Source organism: Kribbella sp. NBC_01484 (assembly GCF_036227145.1).
Lineage (GTDB): Bacteria > Actinomycetota > Actinomycetes > Propionibacteriales > Kribbellaceae > Kribbella.
This window is the reverse complement of record NZ_CP109437.1, coordinates 5,087,577-5,113,265: the sequence shown is the minus strand read 5'-3', so window position 1 is coordinate 5,113,265 and position 25,689 is coordinate 5,087,577. Positions and strand designations below refer to the sequence as shown.

Below are 25,689 nucleotides of genomic sequence, written 5' to 3'. Positions count from 1 at the left end.
CCACCAGGCCGGCCAGGGAACAGTGCTACCCCTGATCTCCCGCTGGATCGTGAAAATCTCCCGTCCGCCCGGGACCATCTCCCGACTGTCCAGGGAAGACGGGCCCATCTCCCGACTGTCCAGGGAAGAGACGTACCGAAGGACGGGTGGTAGTCGCCTCCGCGCCCGGTCGCACCGACGCTTCACGCGGGAACCACCGTAGTGGCAGGCACTACTACCCGTCCTTAGGTACGCCCGAGCCGGAATTGCTGGATCAGCAACAAGATGCGGGGGTCGGCCGTGGGCGGGCGGAAACTGGCGCCATGATCGAGATCGATTGGGCGGGAGAGGCCGGGCGGCTCCGGACCGCGGCCGAGAGCGAGAGCGACTGGAACAGGACGGTTGCCACCAGCCTGGTCCGCGACAGCGACAAGGTGGCAGTGGACGTCGGCTGTGGCGGCGGCGGGATGGCCAAGGCGCTCGCCGAGGCCCTGCCGGCCGGTACGACGGTGGTCGCGATCGACGCGGACCCCGACGTACTGGACCAGGCCCGGCAGCACACTGCCGGCGCGGTCCGGTGTGAGCTGGCCTCGATGGACGACGGCGCGGAACCGTTGCGTAAGGCAATCGACGCACCGGCCGACCTGATCTGGGCGTCGGCTTCGGTGCATCACGCCGGCGACCAGCAGGCCGCTGTCGACGCACTGGCGTCACTGCTGGCACCAGGCGGTCGGCTGGCTCTCGCCGAGGGCGGTCTGCCGGCCCGAAGCCTGCCGTGGAACCTGGGCGTCGGCGAGCCCGGCCTCGAGCTGCGACTCGACCTGGCCCAGGACCGCTGGTTCAAGGTGATGCGAGACTCGCTCCCCGGCTCGGTGCCGATGCCGTACGGCTGGACCGAGGCGCTCACGCGCGCCGGGCTGAGCGACGTCACCACCCGAAGCATCCTCAGTGAAACCCCACCACCACTCTCCCCCGACCGCCTGGAGCATCTGGTCTCCGCGTTCCGCTTCCGAGTCGACCGTCTGACGGCTGAGCCCGCGGAGGACGGGCACTCGCATGGACACGGTCATGGGCATCTGGTGCCCGCCGATGGCGAGTGGTTGAGTGCTGACGACGTGGCGGCGTGGAAGCAGTTGCTGGACCCAGCCGGCCCGCACTACCTCGGCCACCGGACCGACCTCGCCGTACTGTCCGTGCGTAGCGTCCACCTCGGCCACGCACCGCGCTGACCACGCTCCGGCCTCGGCGTACGGCGTACTGGAGACGAACGCCACGCCGGGGCTTGGGCTGGTGGTGGCCTGGGTGTCGGTGGCTCGCCGTAAGGTGGGTGCCCATGAACGACCGGCTGGTGTGGATCGACTGCGAGATGACCGGCCTCGACCTGGCGGCGGACGCCTTGATCGAGGTCGCGGTGCTGGTCACCGACTATGAGCTGAACGTGCTCGGTGAGGGGATCGACCTGGTGATCGCGCCACCACCGGCCGCGCTGGAGCAGATGGGCGACTTCGTCCGCGACATGCACACCGCCTCCGGTCTGCTCGCCGAGCTCGAGCACGGGATCCCGCTCGCCGACGCCGAGCAGCAGGTGCTCGAGTTCATCTCCGGATACGTGAAAGAGCCGCGCAAGGCCGCCCTCGCCGGGAACTCGGTCGGCACCGACCGGACCTTCCTGGTCCGCGACATGCCGCGGGTCGAGGCGCACCTGCACTACCGCAACGTCGACGTCAGCTCGATCAAGGAGCTGGTCCGCCGGTGGTATCCGCGGGTGTACTACGCCACCCCTGCGAAGACCGGCAACCACCGTGCGCTGGCCGACATCACCGAGAGCATCGCCGAGCTCCGCTACTACCGCGAGACCGTGTTCGTCCCGCAGCCCGGTCCGGACTCCGACACCGCCCGGGCCGCCGCGACCCTGATCACCACCCCGGACGCCCCGCCGGCCCCCTGATCCAGGGTGTGGGTGGGCCGATTTCTGGTCCACGGGGTTCATCGCTATGATTGCTCAGCCGTCGCAGTCAGGGCGGCAATGGTGGGTGTAGCTCAGCTGGTAGAGCACCTGGTTGTGGTCCAGGTGGTCGCGGGTTCGAGTCCCGTCACTCACCCGAAGGCGAAGGCGATCTGTGTCCGCGGAAAGCGCGGACCTGGTCGCCTTCGGCATTTTGTGCGGCTGCGCTTCGCTTGCCGCGGGTGGGGGCTTCGCCACCCACACCCCCTGCGCCTTCGCTTCGCTCGGCTCCGTGGCTGGGGTTGCCGTTCGGCTTTTGTCTGTGGCTGGGGTCGCTGTTCGGCTTTGTCCGTGGCTGAGGTCGCCGTTCGGCTTTTGTCTGTGGCTGAGGTCGCTTTTGGGCTTGTCCGGGTTGGGGTTGTCTGCGGCCTTCGCTGGTGGCTGATGGGAGGATGCTCGGGTGAAGTCTTCTGGGAGTTTGTGGTTCGGGTATGGCGTGGTGTTGGTGGTCACGTTTGTGGTGGGGTTCTTGGCGTTCGCCGTCTGGGTGCTCTCGATGGTGTTCTGAAAAGTCGGGTGTGATCTTCCCGGCGGGTGGGTGCGTCTCTTGAGGCAGAGGCATCGACCGAGAGGCTGCGATGAGGGCAACTGAAGACTTCGAGGAGTTTGCGCGGGCGCGGATACCGCAGCTGTACCGCACCGCCTGGCTGCTGACAGGTGATCGGCACCACGCCGAGGATCTGGTCCAGGACACGCTCGCGAACATGCTGCGGACCTGGCACCGGGTCGAGAATCCGGCGGCGTACGCGCGGGCCGCGCTGGCGCGGACGTTCATTTCACAGCGGCGGCGGAAGAGCTGGACCGAGCGGCCGACCGCGGAGGTGCCGGAACGCGCCGAGCGGGCCGGTGATCCGGAGCTGCGGATGGCGCTGCAGAGCGCGTTGGCCGAGTTGGCGCCGTTGGATCGCGCCGTGCTGGTGCTGCGGTTCTTCGAAGATCGCAGCGTCGAGCAGGTCGCGCTCGATCTCGGCAAGAACGCCAGTGCGATCACCACCCGCACCGCCCGAGCCCTCGACCGCCTCCGCGCGGTCCTCGGCGACGGCGCCGCCCAGCTGATCGCGCACTGAACCCGAGGAGCACCCATGAACAACCAACTCACCGATCTCATGCAGCGGGCCACCGAGAACCTCGAGCCGGTCACGCCCGACCTGCTCGAACGGAGCGTCCAGCAGGGCCTCCACCTCCGGCGTCGTCGTACGACGGTCCTCAGCCTCACCGGAGCCGGAGCCGTCGTGGCCACCGTGGGCCTGATCGCCGGCGGAGTCCAGCTGCTCGGCGGCCCGTCGGAAGCAGCAGTCGCCGGTACGCCGGCCCCCTTGACCGCACCGCCGGCAGCCAAGCCGAGCCACGTGACCCCGCAGCAGACTCTCATCACACTCCGGTCCCTCGTCGAGGCACCCGGCCGGACTCTCACCAAGCCCGAGACGTGGGGCGAATCCAAGGACGGCTTCGTCGCCGCGGCGTACGTCGTCGACGACGGCAAGGGCGCCTCCCGCGTCGACGTCCTGCTCTCCGCCGGCGGAGAGGAGAACCCCTGCGCCACCGCCTCGACCGGCTGCACCAAGTTGCCCGACGGCTCGTCGGTGTTCGCCATGGCCGAGCAGCCCGAGTACCCGGGCAACCGCAACAAGGACGGCGTCACCAGCAACTACGTCGCCCTGTACCTGCGCGACGGACGCTTGATCAGCATGACCAGCTACAACGCGCCGGCCGAGAAGGACTCGCGGCACACCCGCCAGAAGCCGTTGTTCACGGTGGCGCAGCTCACCTCGATGGTGAAGAGCAAGACCTGGAAATTCCCACCGGCGAACCCGGTCAAGCCCAGCGGTACGGCGGTCAAGCCGTCGTCGAAGGTCCAGCCCAGCAAGTGAACGCAACGGCCCGGCTATCTAGGTGGATAGCCGGGCCGTTGGCGTCGCGGCCGTCGGGGCGGTGTCTATCCTTCGGCATGGTGGTGTTTGTCGGGGGCGGCGGGGCGTCGAGGGCCGAGAAGGCGGGTGCAGGCCGTCCAGCCGGCAAGTATGGCGATCAGGGTGGTGCCGCCGATCGCGATCAAGGCGGCGACGGCTGATGGAGTTCCGCTGTCGGTTGCGAAGTCCTCGGCATCGACCGCGGCGATGACCTGGGTCGGGTCGTCCGGCTTGTAGAGGATGCGGAGCGGGGCGGCGTATCGCGTGCCGACCGCCGGTGGGTGGCGGCCGTCGGCGTTGCCCTCCGGATCGCCCAGGTTGTTCCACAGCGTCGCAAGGTGACGTTCCCCCGCCACGACGAACGTCACTTCGACCTCGTCGATGTAGCTACCACCCTTGCTGTACCGGACCCGCAGCTCGACCTGATCCGCCACGGTCTCGACACCCGTGTCCTGGTACTCCTGCCCCACGGCTCGCTGGTGGCGGATGTCGAGAAGGGCCACGAGACCGAGCACGGTGGCCACCAACGCAAACGCGCCCACGACCGAGGCCCAACGCGGAATGGACGGCACGATCAGGCCTCTTTCGGTCGACGACGACAGAGTCGCCGACCAGGCTTCCCGGCACACCTTCGCCCGTCGTCCCGCGAGAGTACGACGGACTCACTCGTAGTATCGCCGTCCGGCACCGCGCGTTACACGCGTCCGGGTGCAGACTCGTAGGCAGACAGTGGGCCCGGAGTAGGGAGCACGGATCATGCGCGACACGGTGGAGCCCGGCGGTGACGGACCGGAGGTCGAGGAGGCCTGGTCGCAGGAGGACTACCACCACCCCGCTGCCGGCTGGGGTGCGGCGGTGTCGGTCGCGAGGGTGCTCACCCGCGAGCACGCGGTCGTGTCGGGTACTCGCGCGATGCTCAAGATGAACCACGAGGACGGCGGGTTCGACTGCCCCGGGTGCGCCTGGCCCGACGCCACCGACGGGCTCAAGCTCGACCTCTGCGAGAACGGCATCAAGCACGTCGCGTGGGAGATGACCTCGAAGCGCGCCGGCCGCGAGTTCTTCGCCCAGCACACGGTGTCCGAGCTCGCTACCTGGACAGACTTCGTTCTGGAGGATCAGGGCCGGCTGACCGAGCCGATGGTGTACGACGCTGCCACCGATCGCTACCGGCCGATCGAATGGCAGGCCGCATTCGACCTGATCGGCCAGGTCCTGCGCAGTCTGGACACCCCCGGCCAGGCGGCGTTCTACACCTCCGGCCGGCTCAGCACCGAGGCGACGTTCCTCTATCAACTGATGGCCCGGGAGTACGGCACCAACAATCTGCCGGACTGTTCGAACATGTGCCACGAAGCCTCCGGCCGAGCACTCCAGGCAGCGCTCGGCACCGGGAAGGGCACGGCCGATCTCAAAGACTGGGAGACCGCCGAGGCCCTGTTCATCCTCGGCGTCAACGCCGCGTCGAACGCACCGCGGATGCTGACCGCGCTCTCGGACGCGTATCGCCGCGGCGCGCAGATCGTCCACATCAACCCGCTGGTCGAGGCCGCGGCCCGGCGCACGATCGTTCCGCACGAGGTCGTCGACATGGCGCTGTTCAAGTCGACGCCGACCAGCACCCTGAACCTCCAGGTCCGGCCGGGCGGCGACCTGGCCCTGCTCCGCGGCATCGCGAAAGCCGTACTCGAGGAGGCGCGCACCGATCCGAAGGCGCTCGACGAGGTCTTCCTCGAGCGGCACACCGACGGGCTCGCGGCGTACCAGAAGTTGTGTGAGGCAACGGATTGGCGGGAGCTGGAGCGGCAGTCGGGACTGTCCGAGGCGGACATCCGACGCGCGGCGGAGATCTACTCACGGTCCAAGCGCACGCTGATCAGCTGGTGCCTCGGCCTCACTCAGCACGAGCACGGCGTCGACACCGTCCGCGAGATCGTCAATCTCCTGCTGCTGCGCGGGAACCTGGGCCGCGAGGGCGCAGGACCGTCGCCCGTCCGCGGGCACAGCAACGTGCAGGGCAACCGCACCTGCGGGATCGATCACCGCCCGACGACCGAGTTCCTCGACCGGCTCGCCGCCGCCTGCGGCATCGACCCCGCGCGCGAGCACGGCCTCGACACGGTCCGCACGATCGCCGCGATGATCGACGGATCGGTCAAGGTCTTCGTCGGGATGGGCGGCAACTTCGCGCTGGCCGCTCCGGACACCGCGGCGACGGCGGACGGCCTGCGGCATTGTGAGTTGACCGTGCACGTCAGCACGAAGCTCAACCGAAGCCACCTGGTGCGCGGGCGGAAGGCGCTGATCCTGCCGTGCCTGGGGCGGACCGAGCTGGATCTGCAGTCAGCCGGACCGCAGTCGACCTCGGTCGAGGACTCGATGAGCATGGTTCATTTGTCGAGGGGCCGGAAGCGGCCGGCCTCGCCGTACCTGCTGTCGGAGCCGGCGATCATCGCCGGGATGGCTCGGGCGACGCTGCCGGGGAGCGCGACGCCGTGGGAGTGGTACGTCGAGGACTACGACCGGGTGCGTGATGTGATGGCGAAGGCGCTGGACGGGTTCGAGGACTTCAACCGGCGGGTCCGGGGGCCGCTCGGGTTCCGGCTGCGGCAGCCGGCCCGGGAGCTGGTGTTCCGCACGCCGTCCGGGCGGGCCGAGTTCTCCACCGCCGACCTGCCGGACGTCGTGCCCGCGGACGGCGTCCTCGTGTTGCAGACGATGCGGTCGCACGACCAGTGGAACACCACGATCTACTCCGACGACGATCGCTATCGCGGGGTGAAGAACCTCCGCACGCTGATCCTGATGAACCGCGACGACATGCGGTCGCGCGGGATCGGGCAGGGTGCCTTGGTGGACATCACCGCGACCGCGCGGGACGGGTCCACGCGCGTACTGCGGAACTACCGGGCGCTGCGGTACGACGTACCTCGTGGCAGCGCCGCCGGGTACATGCCCGAGATGAACGCGCTGGTCGCGGCGAGCGACTACAGCACGCAGAGCGATCAGCCGTTGATGAAGAACATCAAGGTCCGCGTCGTCCCGGCCTGAATCCGGCGGCGAAGCGGTCAGGTGACGGGGTCGACGTACCAGTCCGGGAGGGGGACCGGGCGGAGGTCGGTCGGGTCGCCGGGGCGGCTCAGGGTCAGCACGGCCCGTTCGATCTCGGGGCGGGCGTTCAGCGCCTCCTCGATGTCGTTCAGGCGGATGGCGACGGCGGACTCGGGGTCGTTGCCGATGACGTCGACCGCGGCGACCAGGAAGATCTTGTCGGCGCCGACCCACTCCATGTGCAGGAAGCTGACCCGTTCGATGTCCTTGTGATCGAGCAGCGCCCGCAGCGCCCGGTTACGGGCCAGCGGCGTGACTGCCTCACCGGTGAGGAAGTCCATGTTCCGGCTGATCAGGAACAGCGCGACCCCGCCGAGCAGCAGGCCGACGACGATCGACCCGATCGCGTCCCAGACCGCGTTGCCGGTCAGCTGGTGCAGCAGGATCGCCAGCGTCGCGATCACGATCCCGATCAGCGCCGAGAGATCCTCGACGAACACCGCCCGCAGCACCGGGTTCGAGGTGATCCGCACGTACCGCAACGGCCGCAGCATCCGCTTGAGCGCACCGGCCTTGGTCTGCCGCAGCGCCTGCGCGAACGAGATCCCCTCGAGCACGAACGAGATCGCGAGGACGACGTAGGCCCACGTGTAGGACGGGTTGCCCTCCCCGTTCTGCAGCGACTGGATCCCGTGCCAGACCGACACCGCCGCGCCGACGGTGAACAGTCCGAACGCGGCGAACATCGACCAGATGTAGCCCTCCCGCCCGTACCCGAGCGGATGCGTCCGGTCGGCCGGTTTCCGGGCCCGCCGCTCGCCGACGAGCAGGAAGATCTCGTTGCCGGTGTCGGCCCAGGAGTGCGCGGCCTCGGCCGTCATCGAGGCTGAGCCGGTGATCACCGCAACGGCCGTCTTCGCCACCGCGATCAACAGATTCGCGGTCAGCGCGACCACCACGGTCAGAAAGCTCTCGCCCCCCGCGTTATCCGAGCTACTCACAGCACGACAGTAATCCCCCGCCCTCGCCGGTCACCGCAACCTCGCCTCAGGTGCCGCGGATCACGAAGCTCTTGCTGTAGCCGGCCTGGAATCGCCCGCAGGTCGGGAAGTACACGCGGTAGATCACGTTCCCGACGTACGGCGGCTGGGCGAGCACCGTGAACCGCCCGCTCTGCCGCACGACGTCCTGGCTCACTCCGCGCCACGCCGTCGCGCCGGTCAGGCGCTGCAGGACCACCGCGCACTTGGAAGGAGCGCCCGCCACCGTGCCGTTGACCGGCACGATCGTGCCGACCGGGACACTCGTCCTGGAGAGCGTCGCGCCGACGATCCCCGGCCGGCTGACCGACCAGCCGAGCCCCGCGGTGTCGAACGCACGGCCGCGCAGCCGGACACAGTTCAGCGCGTCCGCTGCAGCGGCCGGATAGACCCGTTCGGCGATCCCGGCGGTGTTGGTGAGATAACGGTCTCCGTCGTGCTCGACGCAGAGGTTGTCCCAGGTGATCTGGACGTTGATCCGGCTGCCGTACGGCTTGCCGGTGGCGGAGTCGGTGATCGCGACCCGGGCTGTGTACGCCGAACCGAACGGCACCACCTTCGGGATGATCGAGACGCCGATCCTCGGCAGGTGGAGGCCGGTGACAGCGATGCTCGGACCGGCGAAGGGGGTCGGGGTCGTCATGCTGCCGGTGGAGCCGTCGATGATAGTGCCCTCCATCACCCCGGTGACCTTGAACGTCCCGTTCGCCGTCGACGGCACGTACAGCGAGCCCTTCCAGGTGCCGCTCTGAACGGTCCCGGAGACCAGCCCGAGGAGCGCCGCGACCATGTAGCGCGCCGGCCCGGTGCCGCCGGTTCGATCCAGGAACACGTTGAGAAACACGGTGCCCGGCTCGGTCGTCTTGTACCCACCGACCACGGTGACCGGAACGGCCACGGTGTTCAGCCCGGAAACGGCGACCGCCGCACGCCCGAGCGTGACGCTGGTGACCGTCAGGTTCGGATCCGGCGAAGTCGCCGCCTCGGGTACGGCGGTTGCGGCCGGCGCGACCGCCACCGCCACCACCAACGAAACCGCCGCAGCCAGCAAACCCCTTGTGCCCATTGCCGCAGAATGGCACGCAAACCCACCACTGCCTAGCACCGGAAACCCTTTATTTGTTGACGAAGACCGAGATGTCACCGCGCCACAACAATCACCGGACGATCCGCCGGAGATCGCAACTTCGGCGCCCGAACCTGCATCTTCAAACGCCGCACTCCAGCTTGCCCAGCGCCGCGGCTCCGAAGAGACTCCACGTAGTGGCGTGACACGATTGGCAGGTGCGGATTTTCTCTGGCGGGGTGGACGGCGACCAGGCCGTCGAGCTGGCCTTCGGGCACGCGTTGGTTCGGCGGGCGTCGGCCGGCGAGGTGGAGGAGGCGCTGCGGGTCTATCGACCGTCAGGCCCGGTTGTGGTGTTTGGGCGGCGGGACACGCGGTTGCCGGGCTTCGGGGCGGCGGTGCGTGCGGCTCGGGCGGCCGGATTCGAACCGCTGGTGCGGGCAGTGGGTGGACGCCCGGTCGCCTACACGGATCAGGCGTTGGTGGTTGATCACGTCAAGCATGAGCGACTGGCGCCTGACGGGATGGAGACCCGCTTCAAGCAGTACGGGTCGCTGTACGCCGACGTGCTGCAGACGCTCGGGATCGACGCGCGGGTCGGAGCGGTGCCGGGCGAGTACTGTCCGGGCGCTCACAGCGTCAACGCGCGCGGTGTGGCGAAACTCGTCGGCACCGGGCAGCGCGTCGTACCCGACGGGTGGCTGTTCAGTGCCCTGGTCGTGGTGGGCGACGACGGGCGCCTCCAACCACTGTTGGCCGATGTCTATCGACACCTGGAGTTGCCCTTCGACCCGGCGTCCGTCGGCTCGCTCTCGACCGAAGTGCCGGGCTTGACGGTCGAGACCGTGGAGCGCCATCTACTCGACGCGTACGGCGCGACAGACCCGCAGGCGCTCGACGACGCAACCCTCGAGCTCGCGAAGTCACTCGCCGCCGATCACCGGGTCGCCTGAATCAGTCGTGGGTCAGACAGCGGGACGGCAGCTCGAACCACCTCAGGTGATCGAAGTCCGTGTTCACGCGGCCCTCGGAGTCGGTGCTCTGCTCCTGACAGGTGGACAAGAGTTCGCGGGCTTCGTTGAGGTAGTCCTCGAGAGCTGACTCCGGTGCGGTGTGATCGTGGCGTGGGTACCTCAGCTTGCCGTCTGCGTCGTACCCGACCTGCGACAGCCGCATCGGCGGCTCGACCGGACCACGATGGTGCCGCCACAGACCCGTCGCCGGGTCGAAGCGGTAGTCGCCGAGCAGTCGCCATCCGTCACGCGCGACCAGCTTGACCGCCTCCACGACGTACGAGAAGACCGCCTCCGAGATGAAGTAGTTGAAGTTGACCCGCACCCACCCGGGCTTGATCCCCTCGCAGCCGTGCAGGATCTCCTCGGCGAACTCGTGCGAGCGCACCAGGTCGATCCCCAGCAGCGTGTGTCCGTACGGACCCGCGCACGAGCACCCGCCCCGCGACTGGATGCCGAACAGGTCGTTCAGCAGGGCGACCACGAAGTTGTGATGCAGGTAGCGCCCGGACGGCGCCTTCACCTCGAACGAGACGATCGACAGCCGCTCGGAGTCCAGATTGCCGAGGATCTGCAGGTGCGGCTCGTCCTTCCACACCTCGACCGCGCGGCGCAGGTACGCGTCCTCGTGCGCGCGGATCACCTCGATCCCCACCGCCTGCTTCAGCTGGAAGGCCAATCCGGCCCGGATCGACCCGATGATCGCCGGCGTACCGCCCTCCTCCCGGTGCACCGGGTCGTCGAGATAACGGTGCTCCAACGGATTCACGTACGCGACCGTCCCACCACCAGGCACGTCGGGGACCCGGTTGCGGAGCAGCTCACGCCGGGCCACGAGTACGCCGGGAGTCCCCGGACCGCCGATCAGCTTGTGTGGACTGAGGAAGATCGCATCCTTGTACGACAGCGGGTCAGCGTCGCGGCCGCCGTACATGTCGATCTCGACGTACGGCGCCGCGGCCGCACAGTCCCAGAACGACAGAGCGCCGTACCGATGCAGCAGCGCCGAGACGCGTTGGGTGTTGCTGACGATGCCGGTGACGTTGCTGGCCGCGGAGAACGAGCCGATCTTGAGCGGGCGATCGGCGTACTCGATCAGGCGCTCCTCGAGCTGCGGGATGTCGATGTGGCCGTCGTGGTCCTGACTGATCAGGACGACGTCGGCGATCGACTCACGCCACGGGAGCTCGTTGGAGTGGTGCTCGTAGGGCCCGATGAAGACGACCGGGCGCTGGTCGGGTGGAATCTGGTCGGTCAGGTGATAGGTGTCGTCCAGTTCGGCGGGGATGCGCAGGCCGAGGATGCCGATCAGCTTGTCGATCGCGCCGGTCGCGCCGGAGCCGCAGAAGATCAGCGCGGTCTCGTCGTCACCGCCGACGCTCTGGTGGATGATCCGGCGGGCGTCCTCGCGCAGGCGGGTGGTCTGCAGCCCGGTCCCGCTGGACTCGGTGTGCGTATTCGCGTACCGCGGCAGGACCTCCTCGCGGATGAAATCCTCCAGGAAGGTGAGCGCGCGACCGGACGCGGTGTAGTCGGCGTACGTGACCCGGCGGGGACCGTACGGCCCCGGCATCACCTGGTCGTCCCCGATCACCGACGCCCGGATCCGCCGCAGCAGCGGCGTGTCCGGCGGCATCTCCCCCTGGCTCCTCATGCCTCAGAGTAAGGCGACTGAGTGACGTTCGTCTCGTGCCGTCGCGGTGAGCTGTGGATAAGGTCGGTCCCAGTCGACGGCGAGGAGTTGGGATGACGTTTTCCGGCGAGCTGTGGGACCGCGGTGGGGCGTCCAGGTACGACCAGATCGTCCGGCATCCGTTCATCACCGGGCTGACCGACGGGACCCTCGACCACGATGCGTTCCGTTACTTCGTCGTCCAGGACAGTCACTACCTGCGGGCGTACTCGCGGGCGCTCAGCCTGGTTGCCGGACGCGCTCCGGACGAGGACGCGGTGAGCATGTTCGCGCTGCACGCCGCCAACGCGATCGCGGTCGAGCGCTCGTTGCACACCTCGCTGCTGGAGTCTCTGGGGTTGACGGTGGCCGATGTCGACGCAGCCGGGTCCGGACCGACGACAACGGCGTACATGTCCTATCTGACCGCTGTCTGCGCCACGGGCACGTACGCCGAGGCTGTCGCCGCCGTACTGCCCTGCTACTGGATCTACCGCGACGTGGGCCGCGAGCTACTGAAGCGGTCGTCGCCGGACCCGCTGTACCGGCAGTGGATCGCGACGTACGGCTCGGACGAGTTCGACGCGGTGGTGGAGTCGGTGCTCGCGGTCACCGACGCACTGGACGTGAGCGCGTCCGAGCGGGAACGATGTCATCAGCACTTCGCCACGACGTGCCGCTATGAATGGATGTTCTGGGACGCCGCGTACCACAAGCTCGATTGGCCGGTGGGATGAAGGACTTCTACGACGTCGTGATCGTCGGCGGCGGGCACAACGGCCTCGTCGCCGCCACGTATCTGGCCCAGTCCGGGCTGTCTACGCTCGTACTGGAGCAACAGGCCCACACCGGCGGCGCAGCGGTCAGCCAGCAGGTGTTCCCGGGTGTGGACGCGCGCCTGTCCCGGTACTCGTACCTGGTCAGCCTGCTGCCCGACAAGATCGCCGCCGACCTCGGTCTGTCCCTCGAGCTCCGCTCGCGCGCGGTGGCGTCGTACACGCCGGTACGCCGTTCTGGACGCGATCTGGGCCTGATGGTCGAGCGGCCGGAGGGGGCGGCGACCCGTGCGTCGTTCGAGGCCCTCACTGGTAGCGGTGCCGACTACGCGGCGTGGACCTCCTTCTACGGCGCCGTAGGCTCCCTTGCCGCCGCCATCGCCCCCACACTGCTCGAACCCCTGCAGTCCGGCGCCGTACTGCGCTCACGTGTCGACTCGGCGCTCTGGGACGAGCTCATCGAACGACCTCTGGGCGAAACCATCGAGCGACGCTTCGCCGACGACACCGTGCGCGGCGTGGTCGCGACCGACTCGGTCATCGGCACGTTCGCGTCACTCCACGACGAGTCACTGATCCAGAACCGGTGCTTCCTGTACCACCTGATCGGCAACGGCACTGGTGAGTGGCGGGTGCCCGTTGGCGGTATGGGGGCTGTCACGGACGCACTGGCTGCTGCAGCCCGCCGCGCCGGCGCCGCACTGGTCACCAACGCCGAGGTGACGACTGTGGAGGCCGACGGTGTGCGCGGGTCTGTCACCTGGATGGGTGGCGACGGCGAGCGGTCAGTTGACTGTTCCTACATCCTCGCGAACGTCGCACCGGCCACGCTGGATGCTCTCCGTGGTCGCCATGTCGAGGTGCGGCCTGAGGGGTCGCAGCTGAAGATCAACCTGCTGCTGCGCCGGCTGCCTTTGTTGAAGTCCGGCGACGATCCGGCGCGGGCCTTCGCCGGGACCTTCCACATCGACGAGGACTACAGCCAGCTGGAGTCGGCCTATTCTGAGGCGGCTGCTGGCGGGCTGCCCGCCGTACCTCCCTCAGAGGTCTACTGTCACTCCCTCACCGACCCGTCGATCCTGTCGCCGGAGTTGGTTGCCTCCGGCCACCACACGCTGACCGTCTTCGGTGTCCACTTCCCCGCCCGGCTGTTTGCCGACGACAACGACGCAGCCCGGGACCTGGCGACTCGCCGGGTGCTGGCCGGCCTGGAGTCCTACCTCGCCGAGCCACTGGAGGACTGCATCGCCCGCGACGCGGACGGCAACCTGTGTGTCGAGGCCAAGACGCCGTACGACATCGAGGAATCCGTCGGCATGCCCGGCGGCCACATCTTCCACGGCGACCTCCAATGGCCCTGGGCCACCGACGACGCCGACGCCGGCCGCTGGGGCACCGAGACCGACGTCGCCAACCTGCTGATCTGCGGCTCCGGAGCCCGCCGCGGCGGCGCCGTCTCCGGCCTCGGCGGCCACAACGCCGCCATGACCATCCTGACCGCCTAACCGATTTCGCATCTCCCCCGCCCCCCTGCTACGATCCTCATCGTTCGAAAGCACCACAAGCGCCGCTAGCTCAATTGGCAGAGCAGCTGACTCTTAATCAGCGGGTTCGGGGTTCGAGTCCCTGGCGGCGCACAAACATGCAGGTCAGAGGCGGGTTCCGCCTCAGCGAACCCACCCCAGGTGTGACTTATGGGGTGGGTTTTGTCGTTAGAGATCATCGGCGATCGTCTCCAGTGCGTCGGCGGCGGCCGGGTTCTTGGCCTTGCGTCCCATATAGACGTCCTGGGTCAGCGAGGGGCGCGCGTGGCCGAGCTGGTCGGCGATCTGCCGAGCACTTTGGCCGGCGTCGTCGAGGATCGTCGCCGTCGTCTTCCGGAACGCGTGCGATGTGATCCATGCCATAGCGTCGGCCGCGACCGGCGTTGACGCCTGAGCCGTGATCTCGATGACCTCCGATCGGCGACCGACCGGTGTGCCGTAGGCGTCGAGGATCGTTTCGACCTCCTGGACCTCGATCCGCACCCGGCCGTTCTCCATTAGACTGATTCGGTTCTGAGCGCACCCAATCACCTCCGCGGCTTCCTTTTGGGTGAGGCCGGCCAGCTGGCGGCAGTCCTTCAGCGCCCGACCGAGATTCCGCCGAAGTTCCGAGCCGATCGGCGAGCGAGCATCCCGTAAGGAGCGGCGGGTGTTCGAGGGGTCACGAAATCCACCGGTGCTGTCGGGGAAGACCGGATCGGTCAGCCGGACACCCTGGACGAAGCGAGCCCGCAGCATCGCCACGCACCACGACGGGATCTTGAGCACCCGCTCCCCCGCACGAGACTTGGTCCTGGTCCGGAGCAGCCCCTCGCCCTTCGACCGGACGATCTGGTGTGTGATGGCAACCTCACTGCTGAAGAAGTTGATCTGCTCCCAGATCACGCCCAGCGTTTCGCCGATCCGAACACCAGTGCCCAGCATGAACACCGTCAGATCGAAGAGATCGGCCTCGACCGCCTTCGGGTCGGAGTTCAGCATCTGGAACCACATCCGCCGCTCATCGGCCACCAATGCACGAGGATTGCGCTTGCTCTTGACGCCCTCGATCCGCTCGATCTCGCGGACCGGATTCGACTCCATTGCTCCATGACGAACGGCCAGCCCGCAGACTCCCGAGATCACCGAACGGCTCGTCTGGGCAGTTGGTACGCCGACCTTCGTCTTGATCTGCTTGATTACCCTGTCGACGAGCGGGACGGAGAACTCGCCGAATCGGACCTCCTTGAGAGCTGGCAGCACATGGTTGCGAAGCGCCCGCTCGTAGGCATCACGGGTGCCGGTCGAGCGGGTCCCGTCCTTGACCTTCTGGAGCACTTCGTCGTACCAGAGCTCGGCGCCAACAGAGAAGCGGTCCATCGAGGTCAGGCCCCCGCCGCTTCGCGCCCTGACTCGCTCGCGGAGTCTGTCCTTCAGGTTGGACTCGGCCTCCGTCTTCGTCCGGCCATAGGCTGGCACATGTCGAGTGATCCCCTCGAAGTCCCGGAAGTACGTCTCCGCACGGTACCGATCCGGCTTGCCCTTCTTGCCCTTGTGAGACACGTAGGTCCGGACCGAGCCCCAGGTCCCGAGCGGCAAAGGCTTTCGTCCCATGATCAGCGCTCCCTCACGACGCCAACCGGCGAGACTTCACCCAATCGACCACCTCGTCCGGGTCGTACCGCAGATGCTTGCCGATCCGCACACCGCAGCAGGCCCGACCTTCTTGAGACGCCATCCATAAAGCGTCTTGACCGGAACACCCAGATACGTCGACACGTCCTCGATGGTCCACAGCGGCTTCACGTCCACAGTCATGCATTGATCCCTTCATTTAGGAGTTGTTCGAGTTGGTCTTTGACAAGGCGTCGGTGTTCGCGGGCTTTGGTGGCGGCGGTGGTGGCGAGGAGTGCGTCGCCGATGGTTCGCCAGCCGGTGTTGGCGTAGGTGAAGTTGCCGACGATGAGGGTGGTTTCGGTGTCGGCGGTGTGTTCGGCGGTGCGGTGTCGTTCGCGTCGCCAGTTGGCGCGGGCTTCACGGAGTGCTTTGAGGGTGGTGGAGTACTGGCGTGACTTGGTGGAGAAGTGGCCGCCGAAGCCGAGCATGTGTGCCCACCGCTGCAAGCGGCGGTAGGACAGACGTCCGGAGTTCTTCGCGGCCTCGTCGGGGTCAAGGTCGGAGTCGGGTCGTCCGATCCGCCAGCACGCGTCGACCAATCGGCCGGCATGGGTGTGCCGGGTCGCGTAGCGGCGGACTGTCGCGTTGGTGAGCCTCGCTGATGAATGCCCGGTGGCCTCCGCTGCCTTGGTGGCGTATTTGGCGAGGTATCCGGCAACGGCGGTTTCGGTGATCACGCCGTCGACAGCCTTACGCACGGGGCGTACGTCGAGTTGGGTGCCCCACTCGATGAGCCAGCCGTCAGGCTGGTCGGGGTGTGGCAGGGACCGGAACCGGGTTCCGGTGACGGCGCGGCGGATCGAGGCGGCCAGGAGGGTGAGGTCGGCGGTGAGGTGCGGTATGGCGATGGTGTGGGGCTCGAGCGGGTTGGTGCCGTCGAGGCGGAGCAGGGCGTGGAAGTGGGCTACTCCTCTGGCTTGCATTTCGGCGACCTTGCCGTAGGAGAGCTTGATGGTGACGCCGTGTGCTTTGGCCCAGGCGCGGAGGATGTCTTTGGCGCGGTCCATGGTGCGGCGCCACAGTTCGCCGGACAGGGCGTTCCAGACCACCTGGTGGTCGTGGTCGTAGCAGTCCAGACACAGCGGCGTGCCGAGGATCTTCTCGCCGTCGTGGTGGGTTTGGTGGCAGCGCAGGTCGATGCCGTGCGGGCAGGGATCGGGTTTGCGGCGGGGGCGGCAGGTCTGGTTGCGGAGTTGCCCGTCGCGGCCGCGGTGCTTGCGGGCGGAGTGCACGGGGCCGAACGAGGGTGCGGTGAAGGTGACGAAGGCGCAGGGGTGCTGGGTGACGGTGGTGGGGATGCCTTTGCCGCCTTGGAGGCCGGCCAGGACGAGTTGGTAGGTGTCGCCCCGGTAGACCTCCGCGCAGGATGGGCAGACGGCGGCGCGGCGGTTGCCGCAGGCTTTGTAGATGACGCCGTCGGGCATGTCGTCGGTGGGGCGGGTGGAGATGATCCGGCCGGTGCGTTCGGACACGATGTGGGACTCGCCGCGCAGCTGGACGGGGCGGACGCAGCCGCCTGCGGAGGCGGTGTGTTCGAGCCAGCCGTCGTAGTCGGCGGTTGAGGCGGCGCGGGCGATGGCTTCTTCGAGCCCTGAGGCGGGGTTGTGGCGCTTCCCGGGGTCGAGGGTGGGTCGATGGGTCTCGATCGTGAGGAGCGGGTCTTGGGCGCCGCCCACGGCGGGGGTGGTGGCGGTGGTCGTCATGTGCGGGCTCCTTTCGAGACCGTTGGTCCGTTTGATGTGGTTGGGGTAGGGCACCTAGGAGGTTGGCTGGCTCCGTTCTCGGATGGGGGCCAGCTCGGCGTTGGCGGCTGGGGAATCAGCGTCGGGCCGCAGGTCCTTCCGGCCGGCCAAGCGGGGCTGGGGAGGCAACGGGGAGCTGCCCGGGGGACCTGCGGTTTCCGGCTACGTGTCAAGCGATGGGTGTGGGGGCGGGTTCGAGTTCGGGGGTGCCAAACAGGTGGTAGCCACAGCCGATGCAGTACCGGCCGATCACGCGGTAGGGGGTCGGGTCGGTGGCGGGGTTGATCTGGATGACGAGGGCGTAGTCGTCGCCGGGTTCGAGGACGGTGGGGCACCAGTCGTGGCCGCCGAGGTGGTCGGAGGCGACCCAGTCGCAGAGGAACTCGTGGTCGGCGGTGGCGCGGTGGGCGGTGATGTTGGCGTAGGCGTTGATGTCGATGCTCATCGGTGTGTCCTCTCAGGTCGGGGTGGGTTCGGTGTTCGCCCTCACCCCCGGGGTGTTCGCCCAGGGATGGGAGCCAGCAACGAACCGGTGACTATTCGTCGGGTTCGAAGGTGGAGTCGCAGACGCCGCAGGTGATCTCGCCTTCGGCGAGGACTGCTTTGGCGACGCGGATGCGGCGGGGGCACTGGCAGGCACAAGCCACCGCGTTGTTGTTGTTCTTCTTGGCCTCTCCCCCGCTCATCTCGGGGTGGCGGTAGGCGATGAGCGCTGCCTTGAGTTCGGCCAGCACGCTCTTGTAGGTGGTCGCGGTTTCCTTGCGGAGGGTGCAGGGTGACCAGCCGATGCGTGGATCTTTGGTGGCGTCGAGTCCGAGCTCGGAGGCGAGTTCGGCGAACTTCTGGTTGTGCCACCGGCCTTGGCGGCTGGTGTCTTTGATCTCGCGGACGTTCGCGAGAGCGTGTGCTGCTTCATGGAGCAGGGTGGTGAAGACCTCGTCGACGGGTCGTTTGAGTCCTTCGCCGGAGATGAGGACTTCGGCCAGGCGCTGTTCGCCGTGTTGCCACCGAACGGGTGCGAAGTGTCCGTACTTGGCGTGTTTGGTGGCGGTGCCGGAGCCGACGATGATCACGACGGCCGGCACTTCTTGGTGGTTGGCGCGGATCGCTGCCCACGAGGTTTCGAGGGCGAGGACGAGTTCCGCGGTGGTGTACTCGCCTTGACGCTTACGTGTCAGTCGCGCTTTGGGCGACCCCGTTCGGGTCGTCTTGGTGGCCGCGGTTTTCTTGGCCCGCTTGATGGTGACCGAGACTGCCGGATGGCTGCCGCCGGTGCTCAACTCCTTGAGCTTGTTGCGTACGGCAATCAGTGACACGTAGCTGGTGGCCCGTCCGCCTTCGACAGCCCGGATCTTGTCCATGCGAGATTGGACCGAGTTGTGTGCGGCGGTCGGCGTGCCGTTGTAGACGGCGGTCGTCTTGGTGACCGTCCAGCCAGTGATCCCGGTCAGTGCGGTGGTGTTGTAGTTGCTCAGGCCGGTGAGCTTCGTCGTGGTCGCGGGTTTCGTAGCGACCGGTGCCGGGGTGATGTGCAGTTGGGTGGTCTCGATGGTGGGCATCGTCAGTGCACCTCCGGGGTCGGTTTGGCGACCGGGCGCAAGGCGCCGTAGGCGCGGAAGCACGCAGGGCTCCATTCATAGCTGTCGCAGCACTCGCGGACTTCGGGAGCGTCGATGACGATGTGCCATTCGTCAGGACCCGTTTGGCCCAGGACGGTTCCCCGCAGCCAGGGCCAGTCCAATTCCCAGTAGGCGTCGCCGTCAGGCAGCGGGTACGGCGTCCAGACATGCATGTCGGTTGGGAAGCGTCCGTCGTTGGTTTCGTACATGCTCATGGCTGTTCTCCGGTCCACTCGTCGGGTACGTAGACCTGGTCTTGGGTCCAGGTGTCGGTGTTAGCGGCGTGCTGGACCTGGTGGTCCTCCAGGAGCGCGCGGGCCTCGTAGAGGGCGTCGATCAGGTCGCTGATCGCGGTCACGGAGCCGGTGACGAGTTCGATCTCGATCGGCGCCGCGCCGAGGTCGATCACGACTCGTGGGGTTTCGCCGCTGCAGACGAGGTTGATGCCGGCCAGTGCGTCGTCGGTGAAGTCGTAGCCGATGATGATGCGGTCTTCGCGTTCGTCGCCGGAGGCGTCGTAGTAGGTCATGTCCCCTCCTCGTGGCGGATGAACAGTTGGTGCCAGGTGCCGTGGTTGGACAGGGCCTGGCGGCGGTTGCTGCGGCATTCGAGGCAGCCGCTGGGGGTGGTGTGGCTGTAGACGATGTAGCCGCAGTCGTGGACGTAGGCGTACTTGTTCGCCTGGAAGTCGAGTAAGGCTGCGTAGCCTGTGTCGAAGTCGGATTCGACGCCGATGGGGTTCATGCGGCCCTCCTGAGGTGGGCAGCCCGTCGGACGAGCTTGTGGACGTGGGGGTCGGTGAGGAAGGCGCTCTTGATGCGGCGGGGGATGCCGCCTTCGGCCAGGAGCAGTCCGACACCGAGGGCGTCGGGTGAGATCTGCTTGGCGGAGTAGCCTTCTTTGGCCCAGCCGGTTCCGAGGATGATGTCGCTCGAGCTATCGGTGGTGCAGCGGAACGCGAGCCGGTAGGAGAACAGGTCCCGCAACGTGGTGGGGACGATGTCGGCGCTGGGGCGTTGGGTTGCGGCGACGACGATGATGCCTGCGGCGCGGCCACGGGCGACGAGGTCACGCACGAGGGTGACGAATTCCTTCTGCTGTTCGGGTGTGCCGACGGTGACCGAGAAGTAGGCCAGTTCGTCGATGGCGAGCAGCGTGGCGCGGTAGCCGTCTTTGGGGGTGATCTTCTTGCGGCTGGTTTGGGCAAGGTGCAGGTAGCGGTTGTCCATCTCGGCCTGCAGGCCGCGGAGCACCTTGAGTGCTTGGGTGATGTTGTTGCCGACGAATTCCTTGGCGATGGGCGCGTAGGGCAGCAGTTCGACGAGCTTGCCGTCGATCAGGACGAGGTCCACGTCGGTGCACAGCGCGGCGTGGGACACGATGTTGCCGAGCGCAACGGACTTCCCGGAGCCGGGTTCACCGCCGAGCAGGACGTTGCGGTACATGAGCGGCAGGTGCACTGCCCGGCCGCGGGTGTCGACGCCCAGGTAGGCAGGCGTGTAGATCGAGAGCGCACCCTTGGGTGCGGGGTGGCCCCCGACTTGCGCCGGGGGAACACCTTGCGTGGGTTGAGGCTAGACATAGTCGGACACGTCTTCTCCGTTGGCGCCCAAGATCACCGTGTGGTTGTCGCCGGTGGCTGCGGTGGTCTTGGTCCGGGTGGTTTTGGTGCGGCCCTCAGCGGGTGCGCCGGTTCTGGCCGGCGGTTCGCTGGTGACGGGCTCGGGGGCGTTCTCCGGGGTGATAAAGGCCAGGAGAGCGTCGTCGGCGACTGCCGCTTCGGGCAGGCCGCTGGTGTCGTCGAGCAGCGGCGAGGTGATGTGGGTCTTCGCCAGCGGGTCGCGCCGGTCGACATCGACGCGGATCAGCGAGGCGTAACGGTCGCTGCGGGAGATCGCTGCGGTGCGTGCCCAGCACGCGGCGGCGATGGTCTCGGCCTTGTTGTCCAGGTCCTCGGCCGACAGGCCGGGACGCATCCACAGATAGACGGCTTCGCCGGTCTTGGTCGAGAAACAGGCGACGATGAACGGCAGGTTCCCCGAGTAGTTCAGGGTCCGCATCTCCGTCAGGCACGCGCGGATACGGTGCCGGGTGATCACGCACCAGACCCGGTTGCGCAGGAACCGGCGGACCGGCCGGACAGCCAGCACCACCGGCGCGGGTGCGGCCATCACGAGTACGGCGGGGACGGGATCGAAGTCCCAGCCGCCCGGGTGATCAGGTGGTAGTAGACGACCGCCAGTGCGGTCAGGCAGGCGAGCTCCCAGCGCCAGCGCCACAGCGTGAGCGCGATGATGACGGGCAGCGTCTTGGACGGCCGGGTGATGGTTTCGACCGGACCTCGCGAGGTGCTGCGTACTCGACCGGTCGAACGCTTGCGGGTAGATTTGGGCATGACAAGACCTCCCGATCAGGGGGTTGAGTCAGGAAAGACACGAAGCCAGGACGGTTTCTGAGGCCTGTGACCCGGCTTCGTGTCTCGTTTCCAGGGAGCGGCCCTTTCGAGGGCCGTTCTTGGTTTCCAGCGGTGTTCTAGCGGTTGTTCAGCGGCGTTGACACGTAGGTGTCAGCCGCGGCGGCCTCGGGCGAAGCCGACTTCCAGACCGCGTACGCGTAGTCGCGGGCGGCGTACAGATCACGACGCCGGTTCTCGGCCTCGCGGTACAGATCCAGCAGTTGCCAGAACGCGTCGGACGCGTAGACGGCAAGCACCTCGCGGTGGTCGGTGACGACCGGTTCGGCAACCTGAAGGCTGCGCACGAGGGCGGTTTCGAGGTACGTCAGTACCATCTCGATCTCGACGATTTCGTTGCACTTGGCCACATACTCGGCCCGTGCCTGATTCGCTGTGACGGTTCGATGTTCCATCGGTTGCGACATGACTACCCCCTAGTAGTACTTTGTTAGGTCGGGTAGTGCTGGTGGCAGGTGGGGCAGGCGCCGATCCAGTACGCCAGGAATTGCTGCAGTTTGTGCAGTAGGGCGTAGAAGGTCAGGCCTGCCCATGCTCTTTTGGGCGGGTGAGTCGTAGTCGGGTGAGGAAGATGTGGGCGGCGGTGGCGATGGTGGCGTGGTGGTGCCAGCCTGTCCAGCTGCGGCCTTCGAAGTGGTCCAGGCCGACGCCGGTTTTCAGTTCCCGGTAGTCGTGTTCGATGCGCCAGCGGATCTTGGCCAGGCGGACCAGGGTGGCGATCGGGGTGTCGGCGGGCAGGTCAGAGGTCCAGTAGTCGGTGGGCTCGGTTTTGCCGGGTGGCCATTCGGCGATCAGCCACCGTTCGGGCAGTGATCCGTCGTCGGCGCGGTCGATCTCGCGGCTGGCGGGCCGGATCCGTATCGCGATGAACTTCGAGCGCATGGCCGCGGTCCGGTTGCCGGGGCCCGTTTTGGTGCCACGCCGCCAGGTCACCTGCCGCAGCGCGCGGCGGCCGGCGTTCATCACGAGGTCCTTGCAACTGACCGGGGGTCGGGGTAGCGGGCTATGGGTGGGCGGCCCCGGCCGGAGTAGGGCGCGGTGACCGGCTCGGCGGCGGCCGGGTAGGCGCTGGTGGCGCCCTTGATCGCCACGACGTAGCCGATGCCGCGTTCTTCCAGGCCGAGCCGGAACGCGGTGGCGTCACCGTAGCCGGCGTCGGCCACCACGACCGGGGGCTGGTGCCCCCATTGGCGGAGTTCGTCGAGCATCTCCAACGCCATCTCCCACTTGCGGCGGTGCCGTTCGGTGTCGGGGATCCGGCACTTGAGCCTGCGGCGTCGCACCGCCTCGGCCGCTTCGCCGGCGGCAACCAACTGGTCGTCCCAGCTCTCGGGCATGAACAGCCGCCAGTCCAGCGGCGCCGACGCGGCATCGGTCACGCCGTGGACGCTGACCGCGACCTGGCAGTTCCCGACCTTGCCCAACGTGCCGGAGTACTGCCTGGCCACGCAGGCCGACGAATCGCCGTCCTTGGCATGCCCGGTGTCATCGATCACCCATGCGTCCGGCTGAACCACCGCGGTCGCCAGACCCACCAGTACCCTGCGCACCGGCACCACATCCCAGGGCGAGTCAGTGATGAACTGCTGCAACCGCTGATGATCCACCCCCAGCCGCGCCGCCATCGGCTGCATCGACTTGCGACGCCCATCCAGCATCAGACCCCGCAGATACAACCCACCCACCCTCCGCTGATCCGACCGCGCGAACGACGCGAACACCTGCCCCACAAAGGAATCCAGGCGATCACCCACCGCAGCGAAATCAGCAGCATCCACACCCCGATCCAACACGAAAACCCCTGCAAAATAACGCAACCACGCCGACCTAACAAAGTACTACTAGGAGACCGCTGAATAATCGGAGTGTCGTCCCGGCGGTTGGTGAGCTGTTCGGGAGGATTGTCTGGTGCAGGGTGTGGAGCGGTCTGATCGGGAGTTGCTGGACGCGCGGGCGCTGGTGGGTCATCTGGTTGCTGATGGCAGCATGTTCGCGTTCTTGGCCGAGCATCGGCGGGATCTGTTCGCCGACAGCGAGTTCGATGACTTGTTTGGGTCGGGCCGGGGGCGGCCGTCGATCCCGGCGTCGGTGATGGCGTCGATCCTGGTGCTGCAGACGTTGCACGATTACTCCGACCGGGAGACCGCGGAGGCTGCACGGTGTGATCTACGGTGGAAGGTCGCGACCGGGATGGCGTTGGATCACAGGGGTTTCGATGCCTCGACGCTGGTGTATTGGCGCCGCCGGTTGGCGAGGTCGCGGCGGCCGCATCGGATCAACGACGCGGTCCGTGCGGTCGTGGAGGCGACGGGGGTGGTGCGGGGCCGGTCGAGGCGGGCGGTGGATTCCACCATCCTGGACGATGCGGTGGCCACGCAGGACACGATCACTCAGCTGGTCTCGGTGATCCGCCGGGTCGGGCGGCAGGTGCCCGGTGCGATGGAGCTGATCGCGGCGGTGTGCACCGGCCACGACTACTCCGGGCCGGGCAAGCCGGTGATCGACTGGGACGATCCGGCCGCGCGGGAGGCACTGGTGTCGGCGCTGGTCAACGACGCGAACGCGCTGGTTGATGCCCTGAGCGGGACGAAGCTGGACGACGATGCCGAACAGGTGGTGGCGTTGCTGGCGTTGATCGCCGGCCAAGACGTCGAGCCGGCAGACGGCAGCGACGGTACCGACGGCAGGTGGCGGATCGCGCGGCGAGTCGCGCCGGAGCGGGTGATCTCCACGGTGGACCCCGAGGCCCGCCATACCCGTAAGTCGCCCCGCAACACCCGCGACGGGTTCCGGGCGCATGTGGCGGCCGAGCCGCAGACCGCGATCATCACCGACGAGTCGCTCACCGCGGCTGCCGGGGCCGACAACAGTGACGCCGCCGTGGCTGGCAGGTTCCTCGACGCCGAGACCGAGATCCGCGAGTGGTATGGCGATTCTGCCTACGGCACCGGGGATCTGCGGGGCGCGATCGAGGACGCCGGGCATGCAGCGGTGATCAAACCCGGCCCGGTGAAAACCGCGATCGAGGGCGGGTTCACCATCGACGATTTCACCGTGGACGAGGCAGCCGGGCAGGCCAGTTGCCCGGCCGGACACACCCGGGCGATCACCAAGACACGCGCCGTGGCCTTCGGCGTGCTGTGTCGCGACTGCCCGCTCCGGACCCGCTGCACCACAGCCAAGGACGGCCGCATCCTCCACCTGACCGACCGCGACGCGCTACTGCGCCAAGCCCGCCGTGACTGGTCCGGCAACCCCGACCTGCGCCGCGACTACCGCACCTTCCGACCCAACGTGGAACGGGTCATCTCCCAGATCGCCAGCCAACGCGGGCGCCGCGTCAAACTCCGCTACCACGGAACCACCAAGAACAACGCCTGGCTCAAACACCGCACCGCCGCCCTCAACCTGCGCAACCTCATCGGCCGAGGACTGACCCTCACCGCCGGCACCTGGACCCTCACCACTGACTGACACACCACGCAGGCCCCCCCACGCCACGACCCCCAGCACTCCCGGCACACAACCCGACCAGCCGGCCACACACCCAGATCCGGGAACCGACACGCCCCGGCCCAGACCCCCCGTCGACACCGAACCCAAAGCGCCCTAATTCAGCGGGCTCCTAGCTGAGCAGCACACGAATCACGCGACGAGTGGAGAACTACTTCGCGGAACCCGACGCGGCGTTGAGGGTCTTGGCCCGGTACGCGACACCGTTCCGCCCATTGGTGGCCCACGGCATGGCCTCCAGCTCGACCGGCGCGACGACAGCGCCAACGTTGACCTTCGGCATGGCATTGCCCGCCAGAGTCACATTGATCACCTCGCCGCCCGTCTCGTCGAGCGCCATCACCTGAACCGACCAGAGCAGCTCGTTGGTGTTCCGGTCAGCCTTTCTGCCGGCCGTTCTGGTCCTTCTTCTCCTCCACACCCTTGGTGACCGTGAACGTCTTACCCGTGGTATCGATGTTCAGCTTCATGAGGAATCGCCCCTTTCAGGCGTCAGAGTCGGCATCCCAGCGATGCCTCCAAATCGAGCTAGGCTGACTAGCCAGCTTCTGTAGAACCCAAGCTACCTATCCTGGCTAGTCAGGTCAACCACCTAGACGGGTGATTCCTAGGCTGCCTAGCCAGGCGCTA

The 25,689-nt window shown here is 67.5% G+C and carries 28 protein-coding genes and 2 tRNA genes; 11 read left to right on the top strand and 19 right to left on the bottom strand.

What is annotated here, in order from left to right:
* Window positions 1-302 precede the first annotated feature (302 nt).
* The 5 genes from OG555_RS25195 to OG555_RS25175 all read left to right on the top strand — a co-directional run bounded on the left by OG555_RS25195 (window position 303) and on the right by OG555_RS25175 (window position 3,855).
* Window positions 303-1,208 carry a class I SAM-dependent methyltransferase gene (locus OG555_RS25195; RefSeq protein WP_329475008.1) on the top strand — a complete coding sequence of 302 codons (906 nt, stop codon included), beginning with the start codon at window positions 303-305 and terminating at the stop codon, window positions 1,206-1,208.
* Window positions 1,209-1,312: 104 nt separating this feature from the next.
* Window positions 1,313-1,927, top strand: a complete 615-nt coding sequence (orn, locus tag OG555_RS25190) for an oligoribonuclease (protein WP_329475007.1) — start codon at window positions 1,313-1,315, stop codon at window positions 1,925-1,927.
* Between the two features lie 81 nt (window positions 1,928-2,008).
* Window positions 2,009-2,081 (top strand) — tRNA-His (locus OG555_RS25185).
* A 481-nt stretch (window positions 2,082-2,562) separates the two neighbouring features.
* Window positions 2,563-3,051, top strand: coding sequence for a SigE family RNA polymerase sigma factor (locus OG555_RS25180; protein WP_328522619.1), 489 nt, complete (start codon window positions 2,563-2,565; stop codon window positions 3,049-3,051).
* A gap of 15 nt (window positions 3,052-3,066) precedes the next feature.
* On the top strand, window positions 3,067-3,855 hold the full coding sequence (locus OG555_RS25175; RefSeq protein WP_329475006.1) for a hypothetical protein: 789 nt from the start codon (window positions 3,067-3,069) through the stop codon (window positions 3,853-3,855).
* Window positions 3,856-3,920: 65 nt separating this feature from the next.
* On the opposite strand, the gene OG555_RS25170 is transcribed toward OG555_RS25175, so the two are convergent.
* On the bottom strand, window positions 3,921-4,466 hold the full coding sequence (locus tag OG555_RS25170) for a DUF3592 domain-containing protein (RefSeq protein WP_329475005.1): 546 nt from the start codon (window positions 4,464-4,466) through the stop codon (window positions 3,921-3,923).
* 184 nt (window positions 4,467-4,650) lie between these two features.
* Between OG555_RS25170 and OG555_RS25165 the strand changes: the two genes are divergently transcribed.
* A complete protein-coding gene (locus OG555_RS25165) occupies window positions 4,651-6,945 on the top strand; it encodes an FdhF/YdeP family oxidoreductase (protein WP_329475004.1) in 2,295 nt (764 codons plus the stop codon).
* 17 nt (window positions 6,946-6,962) lie between these two features.
* Here the strand turns inward: OG555_RS25165 and OG555_RS25160 are convergent, their stop codons facing one another.
* Both OG555_RS25160 and OG555_RS25155 read right to left on the bottom strand, forming a co-directional pair.
* The gene (locus tag OG555_RS25160; RefSeq protein ID WP_329475003.1) at window positions 6,963-7,946 is read right to left on the bottom strand and encodes a cation diffusion facilitator family transporter; all 984 of its coding nucleotides are present in this window, start codon (window positions 7,944-7,946) and stop codon (window positions 6,963-6,965) included.
* Window positions 7,947-7,992: 46 nt separating this feature from the next.
* Entirely contained in the window at window positions 7,993-9,051 is a 1,059-nt protein-coding gene (locus tag OG555_RS25155) for a hypothetical protein (protein WP_329475002.1), read from the bottom strand.
* A gap of 218 nt (window positions 9,052-9,269) precedes the next feature.
* On the opposite strand from OG555_RS25155, the gene OG555_RS25150 reads away from it, so the two are divergent.
* Window positions 9,270-10,004 carry a lipoate--protein ligase family protein gene (locus OG555_RS25150; protein WP_329475001.1) on the top strand — a complete coding sequence of 245 codons (735 nt, stop codon included), beginning with the start codon at window positions 9,270-9,272 and terminating at the stop codon, window positions 10,002-10,004.
* A 1-nt stretch (window position 10,005) separates the two neighbouring features.
* On the opposite strand, the gene OG555_RS25145 is transcribed toward OG555_RS25150, so the two are convergent.
* On the bottom strand, window positions 10,006-11,718 hold the full coding sequence (locus OG555_RS25145; protein ID WP_329475000.1) for an aminotransferase class V-fold PLP-dependent enzyme: 1,713 nt from the start codon (window positions 11,716-11,718) through the stop codon (window positions 10,006-10,008).
* A gap of 92 nt (window positions 11,719-11,810) precedes the next feature.
* Between OG555_RS25145 and tenA the strand changes: the two genes are divergently transcribed.
* The 3 genes from tenA to OG555_RS25130 all read left to right on the top strand — a co-directional run bounded on the left by tenA (window position 11,811) and on the right by OG555_RS25130 (window position 14,149).
* The gene (gene tenA / locus OG555_RS25140; RefSeq protein ID WP_329474999.1) at window positions 11,811-12,473 is read left to right on the top strand and encodes a thiaminase II; all 663 of its coding nucleotides are present in this window, start codon (window positions 11,811-11,813) and stop codon (window positions 12,471-12,473) included.
* Window positions 12,470-14,017 carry a phytoene desaturase family protein gene (locus OG555_RS25135; RefSeq protein ID WP_329474998.1) on the top strand — a complete coding sequence of 516 codons (1,548 nt, stop codon included), beginning with the start codon at window positions 12,470-12,472 and terminating at the stop codon, window positions 14,015-14,017. Before tenA ends, OG555_RS25135 begins: the two co-directional genes overlap by 4 nt.
* Before the next feature lie 59 nt (window positions 14,018-14,076).
* Window positions 14,077-14,149: transfer RNA gene (locus tag OG555_RS25130), tRNA-Lys, on the top strand.
* 75 nt (window positions 14,150-14,224) lie between these two features.
* On the opposite strand, the gene OG555_RS25125 is transcribed toward OG555_RS25130, so the two are convergent.
* From OG555_RS25125 to OG555_RS25065, 14 genes are all read right to left on the bottom strand, one after another.
* Window positions 14,225-15,649, bottom strand: a complete 1,425-nt coding sequence (locus OG555_RS25125) for a helix-turn-helix domain-containing protein (RefSeq protein ID WP_329474997.1) — start codon at window positions 15,647-15,649, stop codon at window positions 14,225-14,227.
* Window positions 15,650-15,685: 36 nt separating this feature from the next.
* A complete protein-coding gene (locus OG555_RS25120; RefSeq protein WP_329474996.1) occupies window positions 15,686-15,853 on the bottom strand; it encodes a hypothetical protein in 168 nt (55 codons plus the stop codon).
* Complete coding sequence (locus OG555_RS25115; protein WP_329474995.1) at window positions 15,850-17,415, bottom strand: replication initiator; 1,566 nt, start codon at window positions 17,413-17,415, stop codon at window positions 15,850-15,852. Before OG555_RS25115 ends, OG555_RS25120 begins: the two co-directional genes overlap by 4 nt.
* Before the next feature lie 208 nt (window positions 17,416-17,623).
* Window positions 17,624-17,899, bottom strand: a complete 276-nt coding sequence (locus tag OG555_RS25110; protein ID WP_329474994.1) for a hypothetical protein — start codon at window positions 17,897-17,899, stop codon at window positions 17,624-17,626.
* Between the two features lie 91 nt (window positions 17,900-17,990).
* On the bottom strand, window positions 17,991-19,013 hold the full coding sequence (locus OG555_RS25105; RefSeq protein ID WP_329474993.1) for a hypothetical protein: 1,023 nt from the start codon (window positions 19,011-19,013) through the stop codon (window positions 17,991-17,993).
* A gap of 2 nt (window positions 19,014-19,015) precedes the next feature.
* Window positions 19,016-19,288 carry a hypothetical protein gene (locus tag OG555_RS25100; protein ID WP_329474992.1) on the bottom strand — a complete coding sequence of 91 codons (273 nt, stop codon included), beginning with the start codon at window positions 19,286-19,288 and terminating at the stop codon, window positions 19,016-19,018.
* The gene (locus OG555_RS25095) at window positions 19,285-19,602 is read right to left on the bottom strand and encodes a hypothetical protein (RefSeq protein WP_329474991.1); all 318 of its coding nucleotides are present in this window, start codon (window positions 19,600-19,602) and stop codon (window positions 19,285-19,287) included. The genes OG555_RS25100 and OG555_RS25095 overlap by 4 nt, the downstream gene beginning before the upstream one ends.
* The gene (locus tag OG555_RS25090) at window positions 19,599-19,817 is read right to left on the bottom strand and encodes a hypothetical protein (protein ID WP_329474990.1); all 219 of its coding nucleotides are present in this window, start codon (window positions 19,815-19,817) and stop codon (window positions 19,599-19,601) included. Before OG555_RS25090 ends, OG555_RS25095 begins: the two co-directional genes overlap by 4 nt.
* On the bottom strand, window positions 19,814-20,518 hold the full coding sequence (locus OG555_RS25085) for an FtsK/SpoIIIE domain-containing protein (protein ID WP_329474989.1): 705 nt from the start codon (window positions 20,516-20,518) through the stop codon (window positions 19,814-19,816). The genes OG555_RS25090 and OG555_RS25085 overlap by 4 nt, the downstream gene beginning before the upstream one ends.
* A gap of 129 nt (window positions 20,519-20,647) precedes the next feature.
* Window positions 20,648-21,244: a hypothetical protein gene (locus OG555_RS25080; protein WP_329474988.1), complete on the bottom strand. Its 597-nt coding sequence runs from the start codon at window positions 21,242-21,244 to the stop codon at window positions 20,648-20,650.
* Window positions 21,244-21,468, bottom strand: coding sequence for a hypothetical protein (locus tag OG555_RS25075; RefSeq protein WP_329474987.1), 225 nt, complete (start codon window positions 21,466-21,468; stop codon window positions 21,244-21,246). Before OG555_RS25075 ends, OG555_RS25080 begins: the two co-directional genes overlap by 1 nt.
* Before the next feature lie 137 nt (window positions 21,469-21,605).
* Complete coding sequence (locus OG555_RS25070) at window positions 21,606-21,953, bottom strand: hypothetical protein (RefSeq protein ID WP_329474986.1); 348 nt, start codon at window positions 21,951-21,953, stop codon at window positions 21,606-21,608.
* Between the two features lie 112 nt (window positions 21,954-22,065).
* Entirely contained in the window at window positions 22,066-22,509 is a 444-nt protein-coding gene (locus OG555_RS42950; RefSeq protein WP_442914444.1) for a transposase, read from the bottom strand.
* A complete protein-coding gene (locus tag OG555_RS25065; protein ID WP_442914443.1) occupies window positions 22,509-23,324 on the bottom strand; it encodes an IS701 family transposase in 816 nt (271 codons plus the stop codon). The genes OG555_RS42950 and OG555_RS25065 overlap by 1 nt, the downstream gene beginning before the upstream one ends.
* A 130-nt stretch (window positions 23,325-23,454) precedes the next feature.
* Here OG555_RS25065 and OG555_RS25060 point away from each other — a divergent pair, with 130 nt between their 5' ends.
* The gene (locus tag OG555_RS25060) at window positions 23,455-25,020 is read left to right on the top strand and encodes an IS1182 family transposase (RefSeq protein WP_329474985.1); all 1,566 of its coding nucleotides are present in this window, start codon (window positions 23,455-23,457) and stop codon (window positions 25,018-25,020) included.
* 190 nt (window positions 25,021-25,210) lie between these two features.
* On the opposite strand, the gene OG555_RS25055 is transcribed toward OG555_RS25060, so the two are convergent.
* Entirely contained in the window at window positions 25,211-25,399 is a 189-nt protein-coding gene (locus OG555_RS25055) for a hypothetical protein (RefSeq protein WP_329474984.1), read from the bottom strand.
* Window positions 25,400-25,689 lie beyond the last annotated feature (290 nt).